Annotated in this window: 18 protein-coding genes; 10 read left to right on the forward strand and 8 right to left on the reverse strand. The window is 55.8% G+C overall.

Translation table 11 applies throughout. The annotated features are described in order from the left end of the window. Positions 1–40: 40 nt before the first annotated feature. Complete coding sequence (locus tag GS630_RS00660) at positions 41–496, reverse strand: tripartite tricarboxylate transporter TctB family protein (protein WP_171620810.1); 456 nt, start codon at positions 494–496, stop codon at positions 41–43. Next, entirely contained in the window at positions 493–2,004 is a 1,512-nt protein-coding gene (locus tag GS630_RS00665; RefSeq protein WP_171176526.1) for a tripartite tricarboxylate transporter permease, read from the reverse strand. Before GS630_RS00665 ends, GS630_RS00660 begins: the two co-directional genes overlap by 4 nt. A 113-nt stretch (positions 2,005–2,117) precedes the next feature. Between GS630_RS00665 and GS630_RS00670 the strand changes: the two genes are divergently transcribed. Continuing rightward, positions 2,118–3,149: a LacI family DNA-binding transcriptional regulator gene (locus tag GS630_RS00670; protein WP_171176528.1), complete on the forward strand. Its 1,032-nt coding sequence runs from the start codon at positions 2,118–2,120 to the stop codon at positions 3,147–3,149. Between the two features lie 350 nt (positions 3,150–3,499). Here GS630_RS00670 and GS630_RS00675 read toward each other — a convergent pair whose 3' ends face one another. The 3 genes from GS630_RS00675 to GS630_RS00685 are packed head-to-tail and all read right to left on the reverse strand — an operon-like array spanning position 3,500 to position 6,076. Next, positions 3,500–4,828 carry a HAMP domain-containing sensor histidine kinase gene (locus GS630_RS00675; protein WP_171176530.1) on the reverse strand — a complete coding sequence of 443 codons (1,329 nt, stop codon included), beginning with the start codon at positions 4,826–4,828 and terminating at the stop codon, positions 3,500–3,502. After that, positions 4,828–5,487, reverse strand: a complete 660-nt coding sequence (locus GS630_RS00680; protein WP_171176532.1) for a response regulator transcription factor — start codon at positions 5,485–5,487, stop codon at positions 4,828–4,830. The genes GS630_RS00675 and GS630_RS00680 overlap by 1 nt, the downstream gene beginning before the upstream one ends. 37 nt (positions 5,488–5,524) lie before the next feature. After that, positions 5,525–6,076, reverse strand: a complete 552-nt coding sequence (locus tag GS630_RS00685) for a PepSY domain-containing protein (protein WP_171656687.1) — start codon at positions 6,074–6,076, stop codon at positions 5,525–5,527. Positions 6,077–6,268: 192 nt separating this feature from the next. Between GS630_RS00685 and GS630_RS00690 the strand changes: the two genes are divergently transcribed. Continuing rightward, a complete protein-coding gene (locus GS630_RS00690) occupies positions 6,269–7,342 on the forward strand; it encodes a hypothetical protein (protein WP_171176281.1) in 1,074 nt (357 codons plus the stop codon). A gap of 222 nt (positions 7,343–7,564) precedes the next feature. On the opposite strand, the gene GS630_RS00695 is transcribed toward GS630_RS00690, so the two are convergent. Together GS630_RS00695 and GS630_RS00700 are read right to left on the reverse strand one after the other, a co-directional pair. After that, entirely contained in the window at positions 7,565–7,753 is a 189-nt protein-coding gene (locus tag GS630_RS00695) for a hypothetical protein (protein ID WP_171176537.1), read from the reverse strand. Positions 7,754–8,201: 448 nt separating this feature from the next. Then, the gene (locus GS630_RS00700) at positions 8,202–9,215 is read right to left on the reverse strand and encodes a LacI family DNA-binding transcriptional regulator (RefSeq protein WP_171176539.1); all 1,014 of its coding nucleotides are present in this window, start codon (positions 9,213–9,215) and stop codon (positions 8,202–8,204) included. A gap of 107 nt (positions 9,216–9,322) precedes the next feature. Here GS630_RS00700 and GS630_RS00705 point away from each other — a divergent pair, with 107 nt between their 5' ends. From GS630_RS00705 to GS630_RS00720, 4 genes are all read left to right on the forward strand, one after another. After that, positions 9,323–11,644, forward strand: a complete 2,322-nt coding sequence (locus tag GS630_RS00705) for a DUF1989 domain-containing protein (RefSeq protein WP_171711811.1) — start codon at positions 9,323–9,325, stop codon at positions 11,642–11,644. 35 nt (positions 11,645–11,679) lie between these two features. Next, positions 11,680–12,648 (forward strand): glycine betaine ABC transporter substrate-binding protein, encoded by a 969-nt coding sequence (locus GS630_RS00710; protein ID WP_171176544.1) that lies wholly within the window; start codon positions 11,680–11,682, stop codon positions 12,646–12,648. 62 nt (positions 12,649–12,710) lie between these two features. Continuing rightward, a complete protein-coding gene (locus tag GS630_RS00715) occupies positions 12,711–13,760 on the forward strand; it encodes a glycine betaine/L-proline ABC transporter ATP-binding protein (protein ID WP_171620812.1) in 1,050 nt (349 codons plus the stop codon). 10 nt (positions 13,761–13,770) lie between these two features. Next, a complete protein-coding gene (locus tag GS630_RS00720; protein WP_171620813.1) occupies positions 13,771–15,288 on the forward strand; it encodes a proline/glycine betaine ABC transporter permease in 1,518 nt (505 codons plus the stop codon). Between the two features lie 328 nt (positions 15,289–15,616). On the opposite strand, the gene GS630_RS00725 is transcribed toward GS630_RS00720, so the two are convergent. Continuing rightward, a complete protein-coding gene (locus GS630_RS00725; protein WP_171620814.1) occupies positions 15,617–16,759 on the reverse strand; it encodes an aminotransferase in 1,143 nt (380 codons plus the stop codon). 649 nt (positions 16,760–17,408) lie between these two features. Between GS630_RS00725 and GS630_RS00730 the strand changes: the two genes are divergently transcribed. The 4 genes from GS630_RS00730 (at position 17,409) to GS630_RS00745 (ending at position 21,711) form a co-directional block, all read left to right on the forward strand. Beyond that, positions 17,409–18,368 carry a dihydrodipicolinate synthase family protein gene (locus GS630_RS00730; protein ID WP_171176552.1) on the forward strand — a complete coding sequence of 320 codons (960 nt, stop codon included), beginning with the start codon at positions 17,409–17,411 and terminating at the stop codon, positions 18,366–18,368. After that, complete coding sequence (locus tag GS630_RS00735; protein ID WP_171620815.1) at positions 18,359–19,291, forward strand: proline racemase family protein; 933 nt, start codon at positions 18,359–18,361, stop codon at positions 19,289–19,291. The genes GS630_RS00730 and GS630_RS00735 overlap by 10 nt, the downstream gene beginning before the upstream one ends. Before the next feature lie 66 nt (positions 19,292–19,357). Next, a complete protein-coding gene (locus GS630_RS00740) occupies positions 19,358–20,608 on the forward strand; it encodes an FAD-binding oxidoreductase (protein WP_171620816.1) in 1,251 nt (416 codons plus the stop codon). A 77-nt stretch (positions 20,609–20,685) separates the two neighbouring features. Then, positions 20,686–21,711, forward strand: coding sequence for a proline racemase family protein (locus GS630_RS00745; RefSeq protein WP_171176557.1), 1,026 nt, complete (start codon positions 20,686–20,688; stop codon positions 21,709–21,711). Positions 21,712–21,808 lie beyond the last annotated feature (97 nt).

The raw sequence follows: 21,808 nt of genomic DNA on the forward strand, positions 1-21,808 counted from the left end.
ATTTCCTCCTTGTTTTAGTCCACCCGCATCTCTCGTGCGGTCAGAACAGAATTTCCCTTGGTGTGTAGACGTTCAGAAGCATGGCAAAGAGGCCGTACATCACGGTCACAAAGATCGCTGTGATGACGCCGCGTTTGACCCAGGTTTTGGCTTCGGAATGTGAGGCTGGATCGTAGATCGACAGTAGAGCAAAAAACGTGATTGCGGTCGCTGTGTAAAAGCCCAATGACTTGGCCGCCCAAAAGACGTAGATCAGCGTCACGATCAGCCCCGGCATCATGTTAATAAACATCGTCCGTGTCATGCCGTTTCCGACCTTGGACAGTCCCATGACTGCCTTACCAAAAGTCCAGCCAGCCAGAACCACAAAGACCGATGCGATAAGACGTGGAAACAAGAACGCTTCGGCGGGTTGCTGTGTATAGCTGACCCAGGTCACCCAAAGACCTACTGCAAAGACCACACCAGACCCAATTATATGCTGCGAACGGTTCATGCCTGCGCCTCCTCTTTGGTGGTGTAGCGACGATGGAGCAGTTCCATCCAAACCGAGTAAGCTACTGAAGCCAGCACCACCGCGATCAGCAGCAGGTTCAATCCACCGGTCAGGAAATACGAAGCTTTGCCCACCGTCGCGTCGGCGATCATCCCGCCTTGAATGAAGTTGGCCTCGGCGATGGGTCCCAGGATCAGACCCAGAACAAGAGGAGCGGCAGAAAAGCCAAAACGTTCCAAGAAAAACATGCTAATGCCAAGACAGGCCATGACATAGACATCACCCATTGAGCCCTGAACCGAATAGGCGCCGAAGACCGATAGCGCCAGAACGATGGCCGCCATGACCGATTGCGGTACCTGCGCGACACGTGCGGCCAGACCGGCAACATAGAGACCAAAAATGCACATTAGGACTTGTCCGATCAGCATCGAGTTGATGAAAGTCCACGCTACGTCCGGGTGATTGTCGAACAGGTCCGAGCCTGGAAAAATCCCGTGGATCAGCAACCCACCCAGCAAAACCGCAGCGGTTGGACTGCCCGGGATCGACAAGGTCAGCAGCGGCACCAGAGACGGGCCGACCATCGCGTTATTGGCGGATTCCGCAGCGATCACACCCTCGGAATGCCCTGTGCCAAACTTGTCTTTTTCAGCTGAAAACTTCTTTGTTTGATCATAGGCGACCAACCCAGCGATTTGTCCGCCAACACCGGGTATCAGGCCGATGATCGAACCGGTCAATGTGCCGATGCCAAGTGCACGGGTTCGGCTGGTCAGTTCTCGAATCGCGGCCAGGATCGAATGGCGCTGAACCTCGATGACTTCGGCACCCTTGTTGTGGCGACCCTTCGCAAACATCGTCAATACCTGAGGGATCGCAAACAGGCCAATCAGCGCGGCAATGATATTGATGCCTCCGCCCAAAGCGGGGTGAAAGATAAAGCGCTGTGCTCCCATGATGTCGTCAAATCCAATGGTAGCCAGCCACAACCCGATACAGCCTGACAGCAAACCTTTGACCACCGAGGGGGAATCCAACGTCCCGATCACTGTCACACCCAAAATGGCCAGCCAGAACAGGTGCGAGGGGCCGAAGGCCAAGGCCCATTTTGCTAGAACCGGGGTCAAGAAGATCAACAGCAGAACACCAAAGACGCCGCCCACGGCCGAGGCGAGGAATGACAGCTGCAATGCCCGTGCTCCCTGACCTTGCTTGGCCATGGTGTGCCCGTCCAAAGTTGTCGCAATATTGGCTGGTGCACCAGGGATCTTGAGCAAAATTGCACTGACCGCACCACCTGCTACAGTTGAGGTGTAGGCAGCACCCAGGAGGATCAACCCCTGCGCCGCTTCAAGTTGGAAGGTGAACGGAATCAGCAATGCGACCGCCATTGTGGGTGACAAGCCGGGCGTCGCGCCCAGGATCAGCCCTCCGATCGTGCCGCCCAAAAGCAGCAAAAACGACAGCGGCGTGAACACTTCTCCGAAATAATATATGAACTCCATTCAGGGCCTCCCAACCCGTTGGGCCAAACTTTACCTTTTGTTGACAAATCAGGTTAGGCGATGAAAATAGTATTGCAAATGTTTTCATAAATTCGACCAATCGGAAGAAGATAATGGATAATTATCAAAAGGGTAAGGTGGATATAGTGGCGGTTGCAAAGGCTGCAAAAGTGTCACCGTCCACGGTGTCACGCACCTTCAATCACCCGAATTTGGTCAGTCCCGCGACTCGGAAAAAGATCAACCGAGCAGTGCAGAAGCTGGGGTATATTCGAAACCGGGCGGCGCAGACGATGCATGGCAAACGATCCGGTACAATCGGTCTTGTTGTCCCGACGATTAACCACGCCATTTTTGCCGAAGTCATTCAGGCCTTTTCGGAGACCATCGATAGAGCCGGGTTCAGCTTGCTATTGGCGTCCCATAGTTATGACCTCGATCGTGAATACGCGATGGTCCGCAAGTTTTTAGAGCATCGCGTGGACGGAGTAGCGCTGGTAGGATTGGAGCATTCCGACGCTACGACCCGGCTGATCGAGCAGCAGAAAACACCAGCGCTAGCCATATGGAACTACTCGGAGGACTGTCCGCTGCCCTGTGTTGGGGCTGACAATCGATTGGCAGGGCACCTTGCAGCCGAGCACCTATTGGCCTTGGGCCACCGTCACATTGGGTTGATCTTTCCGAAAACCACAGGCAACGATCGGGCTCAAAATCGGCTTTCTGCCGTCCGCGAAGCGCTTAACGAAAAAGGTATTTCCGTTCCCAGCGAACATGAGTCTGAAGCTCCCTACAGTGTTTCTCAGGCTAAGCAGGCCGCCATGTCTCTTTTAACTGAACATGCTCGCCCGACGGCGCTGCTTTGCGGAAATGACGTTATTGCGCAGGGTGGATTGTTTGCAGCCCAAAGTCTTGGCTTGAAGGTTCCCGACGACCTATCCATCATCGGCATAGGAGACTTCAAAGGATCTGCGGATGTTGAACCTGGGCTCACCACCATTCGCATCCCAGCAGAAACCATTGGAAAACTCGCTGGTGAGAGGTTTACCGATTACATTACCTCAGATGATCCTGAGCCTTTTAGAATCTGCTGCGAATTAGAGCGCATCGTCAGAGGAACAACGGGTCCGGTTGCGGTCTTTTAGTCAACGCAAATACGTCATTTTCCTTGCGGAATAATCAGGGGTCGGACGTTATCCGAAACGCATGGGTCAATCGCTTTGGTGTGAAAATTGACTGGATTCCAAACGATTTGAGGGTTCGTTTGATATTATTGAACGAAGTCGTGTTGTGTATTCGGCAATGGTTGGTTTCCGGTAGGTTCTGGTTGTAAAACCAATATTTCCAACTCCCAGAGTGTCATCTGATAATGCGTGTTCTGCTCTCCTTCGTGGCAGAGCCATTAGCAAAACCAGTTTCCAACACTCACAAACCCGGCGCATGCCGCGGAGAATGGTGAATGTTCAGTACTCCCATGGCCTGGGCATACGGCATTTCAAGCGCGGATCAGAACTCTGCAGGACAAACCACCAAGGCTTTCAGAAGCCCCCAATTCCAGATGTCCATCATAAGCGTTCAGCAAATCGACGGAAATCGCCAGGCCCAAACCGGTTCCGCCCACAGAAGTATCCAGCCGGCTACCGGAGCGAATGGCCTCTGGTCGGGCGTCTTCTGGAATTCCGGGTCCATCGTCCTCGACGCGAATTTCGATGCCATTTTCGGTCCGCTGTGCAGAGATTTGAAAGGTTGTGCGACACCACTTGAGGGCATTGTCGAGAAGATTTCCGATCACTTCTTCAATGTCCTGGGGATCCATTCGTACACGAAGTCCAGCCTCGCACTCCGAAATGAGCGTTTTTCCCTCCCGCTCTGCCATGGATGAAAACAACCTGCACAAGCGTTCGACCGAGTTTGAAAGATCTGTTCGGGAATGCGTCAACTCTCCGGTATTTGCTGCGCGCATGCGTGCAAGCGACCGGCTAAGCTGAGCGTCAATTCTGCTGAGTGCCTCTTCTGCGGGTTCGGTTTGTGCACCGCTTTGAGATAAGTCCGTCAGCTCGTTGCGCAGAATGGCCGTGGGTGTCTTGAGCGCATGCGCAAGATCCGCCGCCTGCCGTCGGGAACTGGAGACAATCTCTCGGTTTCTGTGCAGCAATTGATTCAGGTCTTCTACCAGCGGCGAAACCTCTTCCGGATAATCTTCGGGGGTCAGGTCGTCGCCCTCGTCCCAGCGATGGGCCACATCCGCGCGCAGCTTTCTGAGGGGGCCGACGATGGCCGACATCAGCAAAAGGGAACTGGCCACTCCGATCAAGCCGACCAACCCAAAAACCGGAAGCAAGTTGCTTTGCGCATCTTTGCGTTCATTGATGAGTACCTGCCTGCTTTCGGCGACGGTTACGCCCCATTCTGTTCCGTCTTCGAATGTGATCTTCTGATAGACGCTGCGAACGCCCTCATTGTCCGGGCCCGTGGTATTCCAAACTGTTGCCTCGTCGCTGGTCTGTGAAGGCTCTGCAATCGTTTCGTCGAAAAGCGAGGCTGAGGTGAAAGCGGCTCCGTCGCCGTCTGTCACTTGCCAATATCTGCCAGAATACGGGGTGCTATAAGCCGGGTCGAATATCAATTCGCGCAAAGATTCGGGGTCATCCGTAGTGGCGCTGAGACCAACGACAAGCTGGGTATGCCGGTCTCGCAACGCACCGTCAAACTGATCCAGAACGCGCGTGTTGATGTATGAGAAAACAACCAGGGTACCAACACCCACGGACAACGCGCCGGATGCAAGGCCACCTAGCAACGCACGTTGACGAAGCGATAGCATCAGGCCGTATCAATCATGTAGCCACGCCCTCGGACAGTTGTGATCAGATCTGGCCTCAGTTTCTTGCGTAGGCGGGTGACGAACACTGCGATTGTGTTGGAATCCCTGTCCCCGTCATATTCGTAGATGTGTTCGGACAATTCGGTGCGCGACACCATACGACCGATGTTATGCGCCAGATAGGTCAGAACCGCGATTTCCTGCGCGGTCAAATCGACAGGTATGCCCCCGATACTGACCCTGCCGTTCCGCGTATCCAGAGACACATCGCCCATTTCGATCACCGGGTTCAACTGGCCACTTTGCCGCCGCAGGATTGCTCGAACCCGTGCGGCCAATTCCGGCATGTGAAAGGGCTTGGTCATGTAATCATCCGCGCCTGCGTCCAAGCCGTCGACGCGTTCGCTCCAGCCATCTCGGGCAGTCAGGATCAATACAGGAGTCGTAACGCCTGCGCTGCGCCATTCGCGGAGTACCGAGATACCGTCACGCTCTGGCAGGCCAATATCCAGTATGATCATGTCGTAGGGTTCAGTCGCTCCCAGATGCAGGGCGTCGGAGCCATTATGGGCTACATCCACAACGTGGCTTTCCGCCACTAATAGCTTTTTGATTTGCTCGCAAAGCTGAGGTTCATCTTCAGCAAGAAGGATTCGCATAACCAGAGACTACAGCCAATCTGATATCGAAATCACACTATTTTCTGCCGCCGCCATTGCCGCCACCGTTGCCGCCGCCATTGCCGCCACCGTTGCCGCCGCCATTGCCGCCACCGTTGCCGCCGCCACCGTTGCCGCCGCCATTGCCGCCGCCACCGTTGCCGCCGCCATTGCCGCCACCGTTACCACGGTTTTCGCTGTTTCCACGGGTGGTCGAAGCGCTCTGGCTGCTTTTTGTTCTGGTCGAACTGGAGCGCGCGGCCTCGGAGATCTGTTGGCCAACACTCGAGCGGTTCGAGACCACCGTGCCGGTCCTGGCATTAACGATTACACTTACGATCTTTCCGCCCGGTTTCTTCACCAGAATGCGGTAGTATATGTCGCCTGATTTGAACGCTCGCGCGTCAACTGGCGTTCCGCCGAATGCACTTTCCACACCCTTGATGACACGCTTCAGTCGGATCGCGTTTCCTGACAACGTCGCCTTGCGCAACTCGGTCTGTTTGAGTTCGCGTGCGTCAGCCGCCGCTTTCCCGGCGGATAAAGCGGTTAGTAACGCCGCTACCAACATTATAGCTCTGGTCTGCATCGGACTCTCAAACAGTTTCGAACCAGATTACATGGGTGGACGTGAACCGATGATGAACAAGCAGTTAGCCCTGCGTTCAAGTGCATTCAAGTCAAATGGCAAGAACGATCAGTGATTCGATTGCGGTTCGAGCTAATAGAATGCGGCGGCCAGCCTTGGTAAGCTGTTCGCACATGACTTGAGGAGATTGTCATGAAAACCACCAGTCGCGGATTGCTTAAGGCTTCCACAGTTGCGATTGCCCTATTGGGCTCCACGGCCGTTGTTGCCACAGTTGCAGCTCCTGATTTTGCCTATGCCAAGGAAGGCAAAGGAAATGGCGGTGGTAACGGTGGCGGAAAAGGCAACGGGAATGGTGGTGGCAACGGCGGCGGCAATGGTAACGGCGCGAAAGGAGATAGCGGTGATCGCAGCGCGGCCGGAAACAGCAGCCGTGGGAACAAAGCCGATTCAAACCGTGGCAGCACCAGAGCCGGGAAATCTGGTAGTGGCAAATCAAAATCGCAATCTGCCCACTCCGGACAAAATAAGGGTGGCGGGTTTTCCCTGAAGGGCCTGTTCACTGGAAAAGGGACCAAACGCAAATCGGCGTCTTCGCCAAAACGTGTAACAACAAGCGGCACGCACAACACCAAGACGGCTCATCGGTCCACGAGTGTGGAAGAGTCCATACGCCCGGTCACCCGCCCCAAACGTTACCATGTCGAAGAAGAGCTTGAAGCTCATCCCTCTGAGCTGGGTGCACTGAATGCGGCCCATGCAAGCCCGACTGCGCTGGAAAATGCCGCTCCGAATTCCCGAGTCGGCAGAATTGCCGCCTATCGGGACACTGTACTTGCCGGAGAGGCCTTGCGTGAGGATTTGGCCGAACAACTGGAGGAACTTGAAGATTTGGATCCGCCAGAGCGAACGTTGTCGGAAATCGAGAATGATTTGGAGGCCGCTTTGGGTGAAGTTCAGGACAATCGCGATAGGGTTCAAGAGCTTGAGCAGGCGTTGGAAGATGCCGGTGGCATGGACCCAGACATAGAAGCAGACCTGGAAGAGGCGCAAGCGGACCTGGATACCTCAGTTGATGCGGCTAAAGATCTGAATGACGAAAAACAGGCTGCTATCGACTACAACGAGGCCGTCGAAGACCTGGGAGAACTGGCGGAGCGTGTTGAAGAGCAAGATTTGGCTGAGCGAGAAGCGCTTGAAGCTGCAGCCAACAAGCCTGTCACTGACGAGGTCGAAGAAAAAGTAAAATCGCTTCTGGGACTTTAATATTAGGCTTCACGCGCTATCGATCACTCGCGGACGTATTGAAGCTGGGCCAGCCGTATCACCGACGTGAACGCGGCTGGCCCAAATTAAATTGATCTGCCGTTTCGATCATTGCGGCTTTCAAAAAATAATCCCGCCCCAAAATGGGGCGGGATTTCGATTACAATTCTGATCTTTAGGACGAATATCGAGAATTGTTCGGGGGCGCCAGCTGACTTGCCTTCAGACGGCGCTATGAGCCTCGGATAGCCGCTTGTTTTTTATGATTTCTGTTAGTGCATTTTCAATAGGAGGGAAGCGACCATTGCTCGGTTTCATCTTGGTTTGCAGACGTTCTTCAGCGTATTTGCCAGAAGTCTGCATCGCAGCTGTTGCGCCACAGTCTTCAGTCATAAAGGCAGGCTTATTCATGCTGTTCCCCTTATTTCAACCAAACGAAACACACTTCGTTCGATCCAACATGGTCACTATGCCTAATCTTGGTTGAACACACTGAGAATACATTGTTCATGTTCGGTTAACGTTGTTCGCGAAACAAGAACTATCAAACGTTGAGCCGTGCACGCTGATACCCTCAACGCACTCACAGAGCGTTTGTGCTGTATTGACCCTGCGTGAAAACTGGCGCTGAAATGCGCCGCGGCTAGAGAAGAAGTGACTTCTCTATAAACCGTAACCCCTGGTTCTCAGACCGTCTCCACACCGGGTTGAGCTATCCAAACAACTGCGTCGCAAGGTGCTGCCTTTAGACTATCGGCGCGCAGGCGTTTAATTCGCGAATTGAACAGAACTTGAACAAAAAGACGCCGCTTTTAGGGCTGCTAGATCTGACCGAATGGCACAGTGGCATTGAAGCTAGTCAGAGCAGGGACCGGGTGGAGTTCCTGACGATGAGGCGGGCATGCAGTTTTTCGGAATGAGGCGCTTGTTGCGTTGTGATCCATTGCGCCAATCCATCTGCAGCACGTTCACCCATCTGGGACACGGGCAGGTGCACGCTGGTCAAAGGTGGTACCGTGACAGCCGAGGTTGGTAGGTCGTCGATGCCAATCATCGAAACCTGCTCTGGAACTGAAATCTTGCTGGCTTGCAGGCCGAGCAATACCCCTAATGCCACAACATCGGAAAGGCATAAGATGGCGTCCGGCAGACGAGGTAAGCTGCAAATGTGATCGGCAACGTTCGCCCCGCCCTGATGGCTGATCTGAGTTTCAAACGTTGTTAGCTTGCCGTCAAACACATAGGTCTTAAGGCCATCAAGGCGCGCTCTTGTTCGGTCGTTGTCGCGAACTGGCCCGTGAACTACAGCGATGTCTTTGTGCCCAAGTTCGGCCAGGTGATGCAATGCAAGTTGCGCTGCGGCCGCGTTGTCGTATCCGATCGTTGGCAGGGCGTTATCTGACTCATAGAAAGACGTGATGATGGTCGGAATCATAGTACGCTCGAGCAAGTCGTGCATAGCTGCGCAATGCGTAGCTCCGGTGACAATTAAGCCTTCCGCTCCGATATCGATCAGACTTTTTGCTTTCTCTGCCTCGGTGTCGGGATTCGAATCTGTTGTTGCCACGACCAACGATAATTGGTGCTCCGACAGTTTTCGTTCAAGCGCCGCAAGAAACCGGGCAAAGATCGCATTGTCCAACGTGGGGATCAGAGCGCCGACAAATCGGGTTCGGCCGGAATTGATTGCTCGGGCCGCGGCGCTGGGAACGAATTTCAGCGTGGCAATGGCAGCCTGAACTTTCTCTAATGTGTCCTTTTTAACCAAGCCTGGTTCATTCAAGACGCGAGACACAGTGGCAACAGACACGCCCGCAGCCTTTGCCACATCTCTGAGGTTTGCGCGTTTCTTAGGCTCCGAGGCTTTTTGCATTTCTGTTTTTTCGGTCCATTTTTCAGGTTCCTTAAGAAAGAGTTGACATATGTAACTAGTTTCATCAACCTCTGTAACTAGTTACATTTCGGGACTCCTTCGGCGAAATGCAGGGATCAACTGTATTACATACGTTCAACAACGCAGGGCTCGACGGCCCGGGTCGCCTGTTTCCGGGTTTTCCAAAAGCCTCTGGTGCTTGCACATATACACTTGCCCCGCGCGAGGCTGTCCGCCTGATTGTGAAGCCAGGAGATTTGCTTTCGATAGAAGGGCTTGGGCCGTCACAGCCTTTGGACGTGGTGGCCCTCGCTGATGATGGGCAACCGATGTTGGCGGCGCTAAACCTGACAGAGAACGGGGCGGTCAACTGGGGTGCATTTGACAGCGCTCAACTTGCAGGCTGGATCGCTGCTCGAGGCGGAGACGAGCGGGTTCCTTGTTGCCGGTTGGACAAGACGTCGGATTGCCTGATTCTACGAGCGGATCACGCGATTACGCTTTGGGTGATTCACGTCTCCGACATCGACGAACTGATCCAGGGCAGGGCGACCGGAAGCATTACGGTTCTACATAAAGTTGCGAAAGTCCAAACGCCGCAGTTGCCGCCTTTGTTGGGGGACACACGGGATGAATTCACTGTGCCGAGCGGCAGCGCGATTGCTTATGAGCTTCAGGCCGGGGAGTTTGTTCAGATCATTGATGTCGAAGGTCAGCAATGCTCTGATTTTATGGCGCTGCGAGCTGATGGGTTGGAATGTGGACACGAGTGGATGATCGACTCGACCGCGACCCGATCGATGGTGCGGCGGTCTTATCCGGGGCCGGGATTGCTGGACAAGTTTTTTGACCGTGAAATGCGTCCGTTGCTTAATGTGCTTCAAGACACGTGTGGGCGGCACGATACCTTCGGGTTGGCTTGCACCGCACGCGGCTATGAAGAGCGAGGCTTCCCCGGCCATCTCAATTGCTCGGACAACATGACAAATGCGCTGGCGCCATATGGGGTGGCGCGACGGGCGGCTTGGCCTGCGATCAATTTCTTTTGGAACACGTGGATTGATCCGGTCACACATCACATTCTGACCGAAGAATCTTACTCGCGCTCAGGTGACTATGTTGCATTGCGGGCGCTTGAGGACTTGGTCTGTGTTTCGACGGCCTGCCCTGATGATATCGATCCGATCAATGGCTGGAACCCAACGGACGTGCACGTGCGTATATACCGCCCTGAAACACCGATCCGCCGAGCGGTTGCTTATCGCGAAAAGGAAGACGCCCCCATGTCGATCAGTCAGGAATCCGCCTTTCACGAGCGGCTATCCCCGCTGACACAGCATTTCGCCCCGGCGCGTGATCTGTGGGCACCCGTCAGTTACCCCGCTTATGGCAGCTTGGGTGAATATTGGGCCTGTCGTGAGGCCGTGACTGTGCAGGACATGAGCGGTCTGCGCAAATTCGACATTGTCGGCCCAGATGCCGAGGCTTTGATGCAATTGGCCACGACACGCAACGTGGCGAAACTGCCGGTCTGGCGCGGCTCTTACACGCTGATGTGTGACGAGAGCGGTTCGGTCATCGACGATGGCACCTTGTTCCGCCTCGCGCCTGAAATTTTCCGCTGGTGCTGTGGATCGGAGGAAAGCGGGCGCGCTTTGCAGGAACTGGCAGATTCACGCGGATTGCAAGTACGGGTTCATGCGCTGCGTGGTGCGATGCCGAACCTCGCCATTCAAGGCCCGAAATCCCGCGACCTGCTGCGCAAGATCGCCTTCACACAGCCGCATGTGCCAAGTCTGGATCATCTGAAATGGTTTGGTGTCACCATTGCGCGTCTGAATGACCGTGAGGGCGCGCCTTTCATGCTGTCGCGATCAGGTTATACCGGCGAATTGGGGTACGAGATTTTTTGTACCAAATCCGATGCGGTCGCGATTTGGGATGCGGTGATGGCCGCCGGCGAAGAATTCGGGATCACCCCGATGGGTTCTGCGGCGTTGGATATCATTCGGATCGAGGCGGGGCTGGCTGCTGCCAACGCAGAATTTGCACCGGGTGTAGATGCGTTCGAGGCAGGCTTGGGCTTTGCCGTCGATCTGACCAAAACCGAATTCACCGGCAAGGCCGCACTGGAACGCAATGCCCGCGAACCACGCCGAGTGCTCAAGGGGCTGTTGATCGGCTGTGATGATGTGCCCGCCCACGGTGCACCCATCTATGCGGGCGAGCGACAAGTGGGCGTGGTCACCTCAGCGACACGTTCGCCGATGTTGGAACACGCGATCGCGATGGCACGGCTTTCCGTTGAACACGCGGACAACGGCACTCAATTGGATGTTGGCCAGCTTGACGGGCGGATGAAACGACTGCGCGCCACTGTCTCGGACACACCTTTCTTAGACCCGCAACGAAAGCGGGCGCGCGCCTGACGGTGTAAGTAACTCACAGCAAAGGGAGAATAGACATGAAGAAACTGACATTTACCGCAACCTTGGCGCTGGCGCTGGGTGCAACAACTGCGATGGCGCAGGAAAAGGTCATGGTGGGTGAGCCCAGTTGGCCTGGCGCCAAAATCATGAGCCGGGTGATCGGGCAGGTGATCGAAACTCGTCTGGGAGGAGAGGCTGGCTATGCCCCCGGTGCCAACGCGGTGATCTTTGCGGCCATGGATGGCGGACGTGGCGATATCGACGTTCACCCGGATGTCTGGCTGCCGAACCAATCCTCATTCACGGACGAATACGTGGATCAAAAGGGCACTGTCGCACTGTCTTCGGGCAGCTATGAGGGTCGTGCCGGGATTTGCGTGCCGAATTACATGGTTGAGGATCACAACATCCGCTCAATCTACGATTTGGCCACACCCGCAGCGCAAGAACTGTTCGACTCGGATGGCGACGGTTTGGGCGAGGTTTGGGTTGGTGCTTCGGGATGGGCCTCGACCAACACCTTTAAAGTGCGGGTTCGGGATTACGGGATTGAGACTTTCCTAACGCCGACCACCGAAGACGAAACTGTGTTCTATTCGCGACTGAAGGATCAGATTGACCAGAAGAAAGGTGCAGCCTTTTATTGTTATGCGCCGCACTACGTCCATGCGCTCTACGATGTGACCATCTTGGAAGAGCCAGAACATGACGCGGCCACCTATAAAATGGTGCAGCCCGATCAAGATGCCGACTGGTATAACAAATCCCATGTCAGCACGGGCGAGCCGGTCAAAACCGTGACCGTGGCGCATTCAAAATCACTGGAAGAGCGCAACCCAGCAGCGGCATCTTTCCTTGCCAATATCGACATGGATGCAGGGCAACTGAGCGCTCTGACCTATGAGGTCGTGGTCAAGGGTCGCGACACAGATGAGGTCGTGGCAGAATGGATCGCGGCAAACGGCGATACTGTCGACAGCTGGTTGGGACTGGCCACCAACTGAAGCCTGTGCGCCCCTGTTTTGCAGGGGCGCCATTCAACACAATCTACAGCGGTGAGGCCAATATGACAGCGCAAATCGCAATCGACGCAAAGGGCGTGTGGAAAGTGTTCGGCGCGCGCTCGCAGGAAGCTTTGAACGCCATTCACAGCGAGGGGCTGAGCAAGGCCGAGGTGCTGGAGCGCTTCAACTGTGTTGTTGGCGTGGCTGATGCCAGTTTCGAGATCGAACGGGGTGAGCTGTTCTGTGTCATGGGCCTGTCGGGTTCGGGCAAATCGACCCTTGTGCGTCACGTGAACCGTCTGCTGGAACCCACCGACGGCCATATCTATCTGGATGGCGAAGACGTGATGGGCTTGAATGACGAGGGCCTGCGCGATCTGCGCAACCGGCGCGTCGCGATGGTGTTTCAGAACTTTGGCCTAATGCCTCACCGCACTGTCCGCGACAATGTGGCGATGCCGCTGGAAATCCGGGGCACCGGCAAGGCCCGTCGCTGGGAAGAGGCGGACCGGGTGCTCGAACTGGTCGAGTTGAACGGCTGGGAAGATAAATACGCGCACGAGCTTTCGGGCGGGATGCAGCAACGCGTGGGTCTGGCCCGCGCCATCGCTGCAGACCCGGAAATCCTGTTGATGGACGAACCGTTTTCGGCCCTTGACCCGCTGATCCGAAAGCAGTTGCAGGATCAGTTCATGGAGCTCAGCCATAAGCTCAACAAGACCACGATGTTCATCACTCATGACCTTGACGAAGCGATCCGCATCGGACACCGCATCGCGATTATGAAGGACGGGCGCATCGTTCAGATCGGCACGCCAGAAGAGATTATCTTAAACCCAGCTGACGACTATGTAGCGGACTTTGTGGCGGGGATTTCCAAGCTCAACATGATCTTCGCCCATGCGGTGATGAAACCTGTGGACGAGTTCGAGGCGCATCACGGCGAAATTCCCAGCGACGCCAAAGAAGCGCATCCAGACATGGACCTTTCCGATCTGATGAACCTATGTGTCGACGGCCACGGCGTTGTGGCCGTAACGCAGGATGGCAAGACCGTGGGCGTAATCAACCGTGCGGGTCTGATCCGCGCGATTCAGGACAGTCAGGCATAAGGGGACCGATATGAAACATGTTGATGTGCAACAGATCCAACCGGAAACCGCCGACCGTCTGAACGCTCTGATCGGCGATTTTGTAGGGCAGGGGCAGTCCTATTACCAAAAGACATTTGCCTATATGATGCAGGCCCCCGGTTATCGTTTCACGCTGAACAAAGCGGCAGCGATTCTGGGTCCTATCTGGTTCGGGGCACGCGGCCTTTGGTCGTGGTTTCTGGGGTTCTTGGTGCTGGAAACGCTGGCATTTATCCAGATCGGGCTTGGACTTTTTGGCGATCTCGGACGGGACTTCCGCGAGCGCGCGCAACAGATCGAGCAGACGCTGGAACTGCGCCGCCAGCAGATTGCTGCGGCAGAACAATCCGGCTCGGCCTCGCTGGACTCCCTGAAACGGGCATCGGAATCTCTTGAAGGGGCTCTTGCGAATGCGCAGGAGGCGGCGCGCACGGCGAATTCGACCGGTATAACTTACTTGATTATCGGGATCGTCCTTCTGTTGGCCGTCAAGTTCCTTGCCGCGTCGTTAGCCAACTGGACATTGGAGGGGCAATTTGCACGATGGCGTTCTGATCCCAGCGTGGCGCATGGTTGGTCTGGTACACGTTTGATTGTTGCCACGGCACTGACCGCTGTGGTTGTGATTTTGTCTATGATCAAATTTGCCCAGCCGGACGCGTTGGCTGTGCTCAAGACCTTCCCGACCAATCGCGACTGGCGTTTGAACGTGGGCGACGGGGTGCAGGCGGTGTTCGAATGGACCAAAACCGCCGGGCGCGGCTTTTTCGATGGACTGACCTATGGGATGCGCACCCTGCTGGATTGGATCGAGGTTGTACTGGTTGATACCCCCTGGCCGGTGGTCGCGCTGGTGATCATCATGCTGGCGTACCTGTCAGCCGGTCCCCGGGTCGCCATCTTTACCGGTGCCGCGCTTGCCTATCTGGGTCTGTTGGATTTTTGGGAAAAAGCGATGACCACGATTGCCCTGCTGGGCGCGGCGGCGCTGATCTCGATTACCCTGGGAATTCCATTGGGCATTTATTGCGCTCGTCGCCCACGTGCCTTTGCCATCGTTCGCCCCATTCTGGATTTCATGCAGTCGATGCCATCCTTCGTTTACTTGATCCCAGTTGTGGCCTTCATCGGATCGGGCAAGCCCGCGGGCGTTGTTGCAACTATGATCTTCGGTAGCCCACCGGTTATTCGCTTTACAGTGCTGGGTCTTCAGCAGGTCCCAGAAACTGTTCGAGAAGCAGCGCTGGCGTTTGGCGCAACGCCTCGCTACCTGCTTTGGCGTGTGGATTTGCCGCTGGCCCACAAAACGATCATGGCTGGTGTTAACCAAACCATTCTGATGTCACTTGCCATGGTTGTGGTTGCTTCCCTGATCGGGGCAAAGGGCTTGGGCGAAGACGTATTGGAGGCCTTGCAATACGCGGCGGCGGGACAGGGTATTCTTGCTGGCCTTGCAATCTTGTTCTGTGCGCTGATCTTGGATCGCATTGTTGCGGGTAAACGGTAACGCTGAGCTTGAGGGCGGGCTTTGTGCAACCGGGCCGATGGGCGTTGTTGCTTAGGCATTCGGCTCGTTACAACCCGAGTAACGTGTCTAGGCGATCGAAACAGTTACATCGCCTGGACACCAGCAGAAATGCGAAATGGGCCGAAAATGATCGGCTCGGCGATGCAACAACGGCTAATGAGCGAGTTGCACTAAGACCGCGTTGCCGCCAGCTTTTCTCAATCGCTCTGGGGAATTCCGTCGGCAAAAGCGCCAGGAAGTCCGAAAGCTGAATGCGTCGGGGCGTACTATCCAGGGGTCGCCGAACAGCCAGCCATGCCAAGCGCCGTCAGTGCCCTGCATCTTTCGCCGTGCTGTGGCGCGCCAAAAAGCCTGAGAATTTTTCCAACCCAGCTTTGAGATCTTCTGTCGGATTGGAATAACCAAGCCGCAGCCAGCCCTCCATATCCATCGCGCTGCCAGGTGTCAGCATCACGCCTTCTTCTTCTAAAAGCGTAACACACAAGTCGCGTGAAGACATCGGCAGGTCGTACTTGAGTAGCGCGGTGGTACCTGATTTTGGCGGTACCCAACTCAGCAATGGTTCGTTTGAGATCCAATTTTCTACGATACGCAGGTTCTCACGGGTGATCCGTCGGGCACGGGCCAGAATCTTGTCACGGTTCTCAAGCGCCATGGCCGCGAGCAATTCGTCAACCTTCCCAACCGAGATAGTGTTGTAGTCGCGATGGATCATCACGTCATGCAGCATCACTTTCGGTCCCGCGATCCAACCGACCCGCAACCCTGCCAACGAATACGCCTTGGACACACCCGCCGTGCTGATCCCTTTTTCATAAAGATCGGCTATGGCGGCCGTAAATCCATCACCCGTCTGATCGGTGCCGCGATACACCTCGTCACATAAGAGCCACGCATCGACGCTGCGCGCTATTTCGACAATCTGTTCCAGCATGGTGCGGTCTATCAAAGCGCCGGTCGGGTTGTTCGGATTATTGATTGCAATCAACCGCGTGTCATGTCGAACCATAGCGCGGAGCTTGTCGAGATCGGGCAGAAACGCGTTTTCCGGTGTCAGGTGCAAGAGTTCGATATCAGCGCCGATGCTTTCGGGGATCGAGTAATGTTGCTGATAGGTTGGGATCACCGAAATCACATGATCGCCGCGCGAAACCAATGTTTGATGTACCAGTGAATTGGCCCCGATTGTTCCATGGGTCGTCAGGATATTGTCGCGGGTCTGATTTTCATACAGACTGCAGATAGCGTCACGCAAACGATGAGATCCTTCGATTGCGCCATATGTCATCTTTAGGGCCGACAGATCATTCAGAATATGATTATGCTGGCCAGCCATCTCAAACAGCTCACCCAGTGTGATGGACTCCACACAGGTTTCTGCCAGGTTGAGATCGCACTTGGTTTCGAACTCATTCATCCACATCTCAACGCCGAAAGGCCTGATTTCCATCGGTCTCTCCTTCAATGTCAATTCATCCGAAGCCGCGTTTTTGGATGGCGCGCTCCACAAAAGGTATCTTTGGGACCAATCCGACAAAGCCGAAAGAACACAGGCTTTTGCCAGGTGGATTGTCTTAGGTACCGGTTTGCGGTGTTGTCTCATTATTTGCCTGATGCTGTCCATGTCGCGTTACGGAGTTCACCGACAAAAAAAGCCTGTTGCCGATGGGCGGCATTTTTTCCAGTCCGTCGGAACTGACTATTCGGGTGCACGGGGCGCTGGTTGCAGAACTTAATGGACAGCCATGGGCTTAATTACAATGACTGCTCCAAGCCTGTTCACGAAACGCAACGTGCTTACCTGTGCTGAATTCCAGGATGTGGCTTCCTTCGGTCAAACAGAACTGGATTTTGGATACAAAATCCGATACGGCATCACTGTCAGATGATTCAGGAGGACTGCGTTTGAAACCCTGCGGCTATAGTGACCCAAGACTTGTGCCACAAATTCCGAGCCTTCGGACATGTTCGAAAGGGGTCGCATTTTACATTTCGCTTGAGCCAATGAAACCTACGGGAAATGTCTCAGCCACCTGTAAACACCAAGCATACACGCGCAAAGCGCTCACACCCCTACAACCTTGAGGAACGTTATCTTCATGTCTCAAAACATCTTCACTGGTACCATGCCCGCCCTAATGACCCCGTGCAAAACGGATCGAACGCCGGATTTCGATAGCCTCGTTAAAAAGGGTAAGGAAATGATTGCGGCAGGCATGTCTGCCGTGGTGTATTGCGGCTCAATGGGTGACTGGCCCTTGCTGTCTGATGCTGAACGGATGGAAGGCGTGGAACGTTTGGTCGATGCCGGTCTGCCGGTGGTTGTCGGCACAGGCGCGATCAACTCGAAATCCGCCGTGGCACTGGCAGCGCACGCGCAAAAGGTGGGCGCGGCGGGGCTTATGGTTATCCCCCGCGTACTGTCACGTGGGTCCTCTGTCGCGGCACAGCGCAATCATTTCAAGGCCATACTGTCCGCAGCACCCGACGTTCCGGCCATCATTTACAACAGCCCGGTCTATGGATTTGCCACAAGGGCCGATCTGTTCTTTGCCCTGCGGGCCGAACATCCTAACCTAGTAGGGTTCAAGGAATTCGGTGGCAAGGATGACCTGCGCTATGCGGCAGAGCATATCACCTCGCAAGACGATCAGGTTACGCTGATGGTGGGTGTAGACACCGAAGTCTATCATGGCTTTGTAAATTGCGGGGCCACCGGCTCGATCACCGGGATTGGAACGGCGCTGCCGAAAGAGGCGCTGCTATTGGCCGCCTTGTGCCAGAAAGCAGCGGCCGGTCATGCCGACGCCCGTCAGCGTGCGCGCGAGTTGGAAGAAGCCTTTGGTGTGTTGGCCAGCTTTGACGAGGGCACTGATCTGGTGCTGTATTACAAGCATCTGCTGGTTCTGAACGGGGAAGAGGAATACCGCCTGCATTTTGTTGAAACCGATGAATTGTCGGATGCGCAGCGCAATTATTGCGAACAGCAATACAACCTTTTCCGCACCTGGTTTGCCGACTGGTCAAGCCAGGGTGGGGTGATTGCTGAATGCATGTGATCGACAGCCATACCGGTGGGATGCCCACACGGGTGATTTTGGATGGTGGCCCTGATCTGGGATCGGGGCCGCTGGCCGAGCGTGCCCGTCTGTTGGCCACCGAGCATGAGGCGTTCTATAAATCGGTTCTGCTGGAGCCACGTGGACAACCCGGAATGGTGGGCGCGCTTCTGGTGCCCCCCGAAGACCCGAACTGTGAAACCGGTGTGATCTATTTCGATGCCGACGCGGTTTTAGGCATGTGCGGACATGGCACCATCGGGCTGGGGGTGACGCTGGCGCATCTGGGTCGGATTGCGCCGGGCAAGCACAGGATCGAAACTCCGGCGGGTCTGATCTCGGTCGAACTGCTGGACGCCAATTCTGTACGCGTCACCAATATTGAAAGCCGCCGAGTTCGGGCGTCGGTTTCGATTGAAGTTGAAGGCCACGGGCAGGTGACGGGTGATCTGGCTTATGGCGGAAACTGGTTCTTTATTGTCGACCCCAGCCCGATTGCGGTTGAGACCGGCAACATCCGCGCCCTGACGGATCTGACCATTGCCATCCGCGAAGCCTGTATCGCGCAGGGTGTGACCGGCGAGAACGGAGAAGACGTGGATCACGTGATCTTGCAGGGCAAATCCCCATCGCAAGGTATTCACAGCCGCAACTTTGTGCTTTGCCCGGACGATGAATACGACCGGTCCCCATGCGGCACGGGCAGTTCGGCGCGTCTGGCCTGTTTGGCTGCCGATGGGGTGCTGGCTCCGGGGGAGGAGATCATACAGGAAAGTGTGATCGGCAGCCCCTACCGGCTGAGCTATCAACCCGGTCCTAACGGTGGAGTCATCCCAACCCTGACGGGGCAGGCCCATGTCATGGCTGAGGGTAAATTGATCTTCGCGCAGAACGATCCGTTCTGCGCTGGGATCTACCTGTGACATAAAAACCGGGGACCGGTGTAATTCGGCACCCGGACATGAAGCAAGATTTGAGAACATCTGGCCATGCAGCAAGACACAAAAGCGGATATTGTTGTAATCGGCGCGGGTATCGTCGGAATCAGCGCTGCGCTGGAGCTGCAAAAGCGCGGCAAGCAGGTTCTGGTGCTGGACCGCGAAGGTATCGGGGCAGGGGCGTCGAAAGGCAATGCCGGGGCGTTTGCCTTTACAGATATCGTGCCGCTTGCCACGCCCGGGATCATGCGCAAAGCGCCGAAATGGCTGCTCGATCCTTTGGGTCCGCTGTCGGTGCCGCCCGCTTATGCATTGAATATCGCACCCTGGATGCTGAGGTTCTGGCGAGCCAGTTGTCGGGATCACTACGCCGCGTCGCTGTCGGCTCAAGCTACGCTGATGGACTATTGCCGGGCGGCGCTGGAGCGTCAGATCAAAGACGTGGATGGCGAGGTGCTAATGCAGCGCGATGGTCAGTTGCAGCTGTTCGAAGGCGAAGCCGAGTTCCGTGCCAGCTTGCCCACTTGGGACTTGCGCCGGGACCATGGCATTCCCTTTGATCTGTTGGACAGTCCGGATGCAATTGCCGAGATTCAGCCCGGTCTTGATCATCGGTTTACCCATGCAGGTTTTACGCCCACCTGGATGAATACGGTCGATCCGGCCCTTTGGACCAGCCATCTGGCGGCGAAGTTCACCGCGAGAGGAGGTCGTGTTGAGATTGCAGGTGTCACTTCTCTGACGCCAACCGAAGCGGGGGTTCGCCTGACAACTGCCAGCGGTGAAGTTTCAGCCAATCAGGTGATCGTGGCGGCAGGGGCGTGGTCACATCAATTGGCCAAGACGCTAGGGGATCACATTCCTCTTGAGACAGAGCGCGGGTATAATACCACCCTGCCCAAAGGAGCCTTTGACCTGCGTACGCATCTAACGTTTGGCGGGCACGGATTTGTTGTGACACGGATAAACGACGGTGTGCGTGTCGGCGGTGCGGTCGAACTCGGAGGGTTGAAACTCGCCCCGAATTACAAACGCGCCGACACGTTGCTGGCCAAAGCCGGACGGTTCCTGCCCAAGCTCAACTTGGAAGGGGGCAAGCAATGGATGGGTTTTCGTCCGTCTCTGCCTGACAGCCTGCCGGTTATCGACCGCGCGGCGCGGGCACCGCAGGTCCTTTATGCTTTCGGCCATGGCCATCTGGGGCTTACTCAATCCGCAGGCACGGCTGAGCTGATTGTAGATCTGGCCATTGATGGGAAACCGTCGCTTGATGTGACGCCTTATGCATCCACACGGTTTTGACCCGGAAGATGGGCGATTGCCGTCAATTCGAATTCGAGGCGCCGAACGCCTGTCGCATACCATGACTGAGGAACCAAATGCGTAGCAGCAAAACGATACATGTGATCTCGGCTCATGCTGAAGGCGAAGTGGGGGATGTGATTGTTGGGGGCGTCAGCCCGCCACCCGGCGACACGGTTTGGGCGCAACGCAGTTTCATTGCGCAGGACCAAACCCTGCGCAACTTTGTGCTGAACGAACCGCGGGGTGGTGTGTTCCGCCATGTCAATCTGCTGGTGCCCCCGAAACACCCCGAAGCTGATGCTGCGTGGATCATCATGGAACCCGAAGACACGCCACCCATGTCCGGATCGAACTCGATCTGCGTTTCGACTGTGTTGCTGGATGGCGGGATCATTCCGATGCAGGAACCCGAAACGCACATGGTGCTTGAGGCCCCGGGTGGATTGGTCCGGGTGCGGGCGGAATGCAGCAACGGCAAGGCGCAGCGCATTTTCGTGCAGAACCTGCCCAGTTTCGCCGACAAACTGTCGGTCCCGCTTGAGGTGCCGGGGATGGGCACGATCATCGTGGATACAGCCTATGGCGGCGACAGTTTCGCAGTTGTCGACGCAAAGGCGCTGGGATTTGAAATCGCTGAGCACGAAGCCCGCGATATCGCCCGGTTGGGCGTAAAGATCACCAATGCCGCAAATGAACAGCTTGGGTTTTCGCATCCCGAGAACCCGGATTGGGACCATATCTCGTTCTGCGCCTTTTGCGGCCCGCTCAGTGAAATCGAAACGGGCCTCTCCGGAAAGTCTGCGGTGGCGATCCAGCCGGGTAAGGTTGACCGCTCGCCCACGGGAACAGCGGTGTCGGCACGGATGGCGCTGATGGCGGCGAAAGGGCTGATGAAGCCTGGTCAGAGTTTCGAAGCGGTCTCGATCATCGGGTCGCGCTTCACCGGGCGGATCGTCGGCACGGCGCAGGTTGGGGATCGCGCGGCGATCATACCAGAGATCAGCGGGCGCGGTTGGATCACTGGTATTCATCAGCACATGCTTGATCCCGACGACCCGTGGCCAGGCGGGTATCGTTTGTCGGATACCTGGGGTGTTTGAATGCGCAATCTCCGATCCCGTATCCGTTCACGCGGATTCGTCCCGCCGATGCCAGTTCTTTGGTTCGGCTTGGAGAGGCTGCAAAAAATGGGTACCC

Origin of the sequence: Ruegeria sp. HKCCD7303 (assembly GCF_013111185.1) — a bacterium.
Lineage (GTDB): Bacteria > Pseudomonadota > Alphaproteobacteria > Rhodobacterales > Rhodobacteraceae > Ruegeria.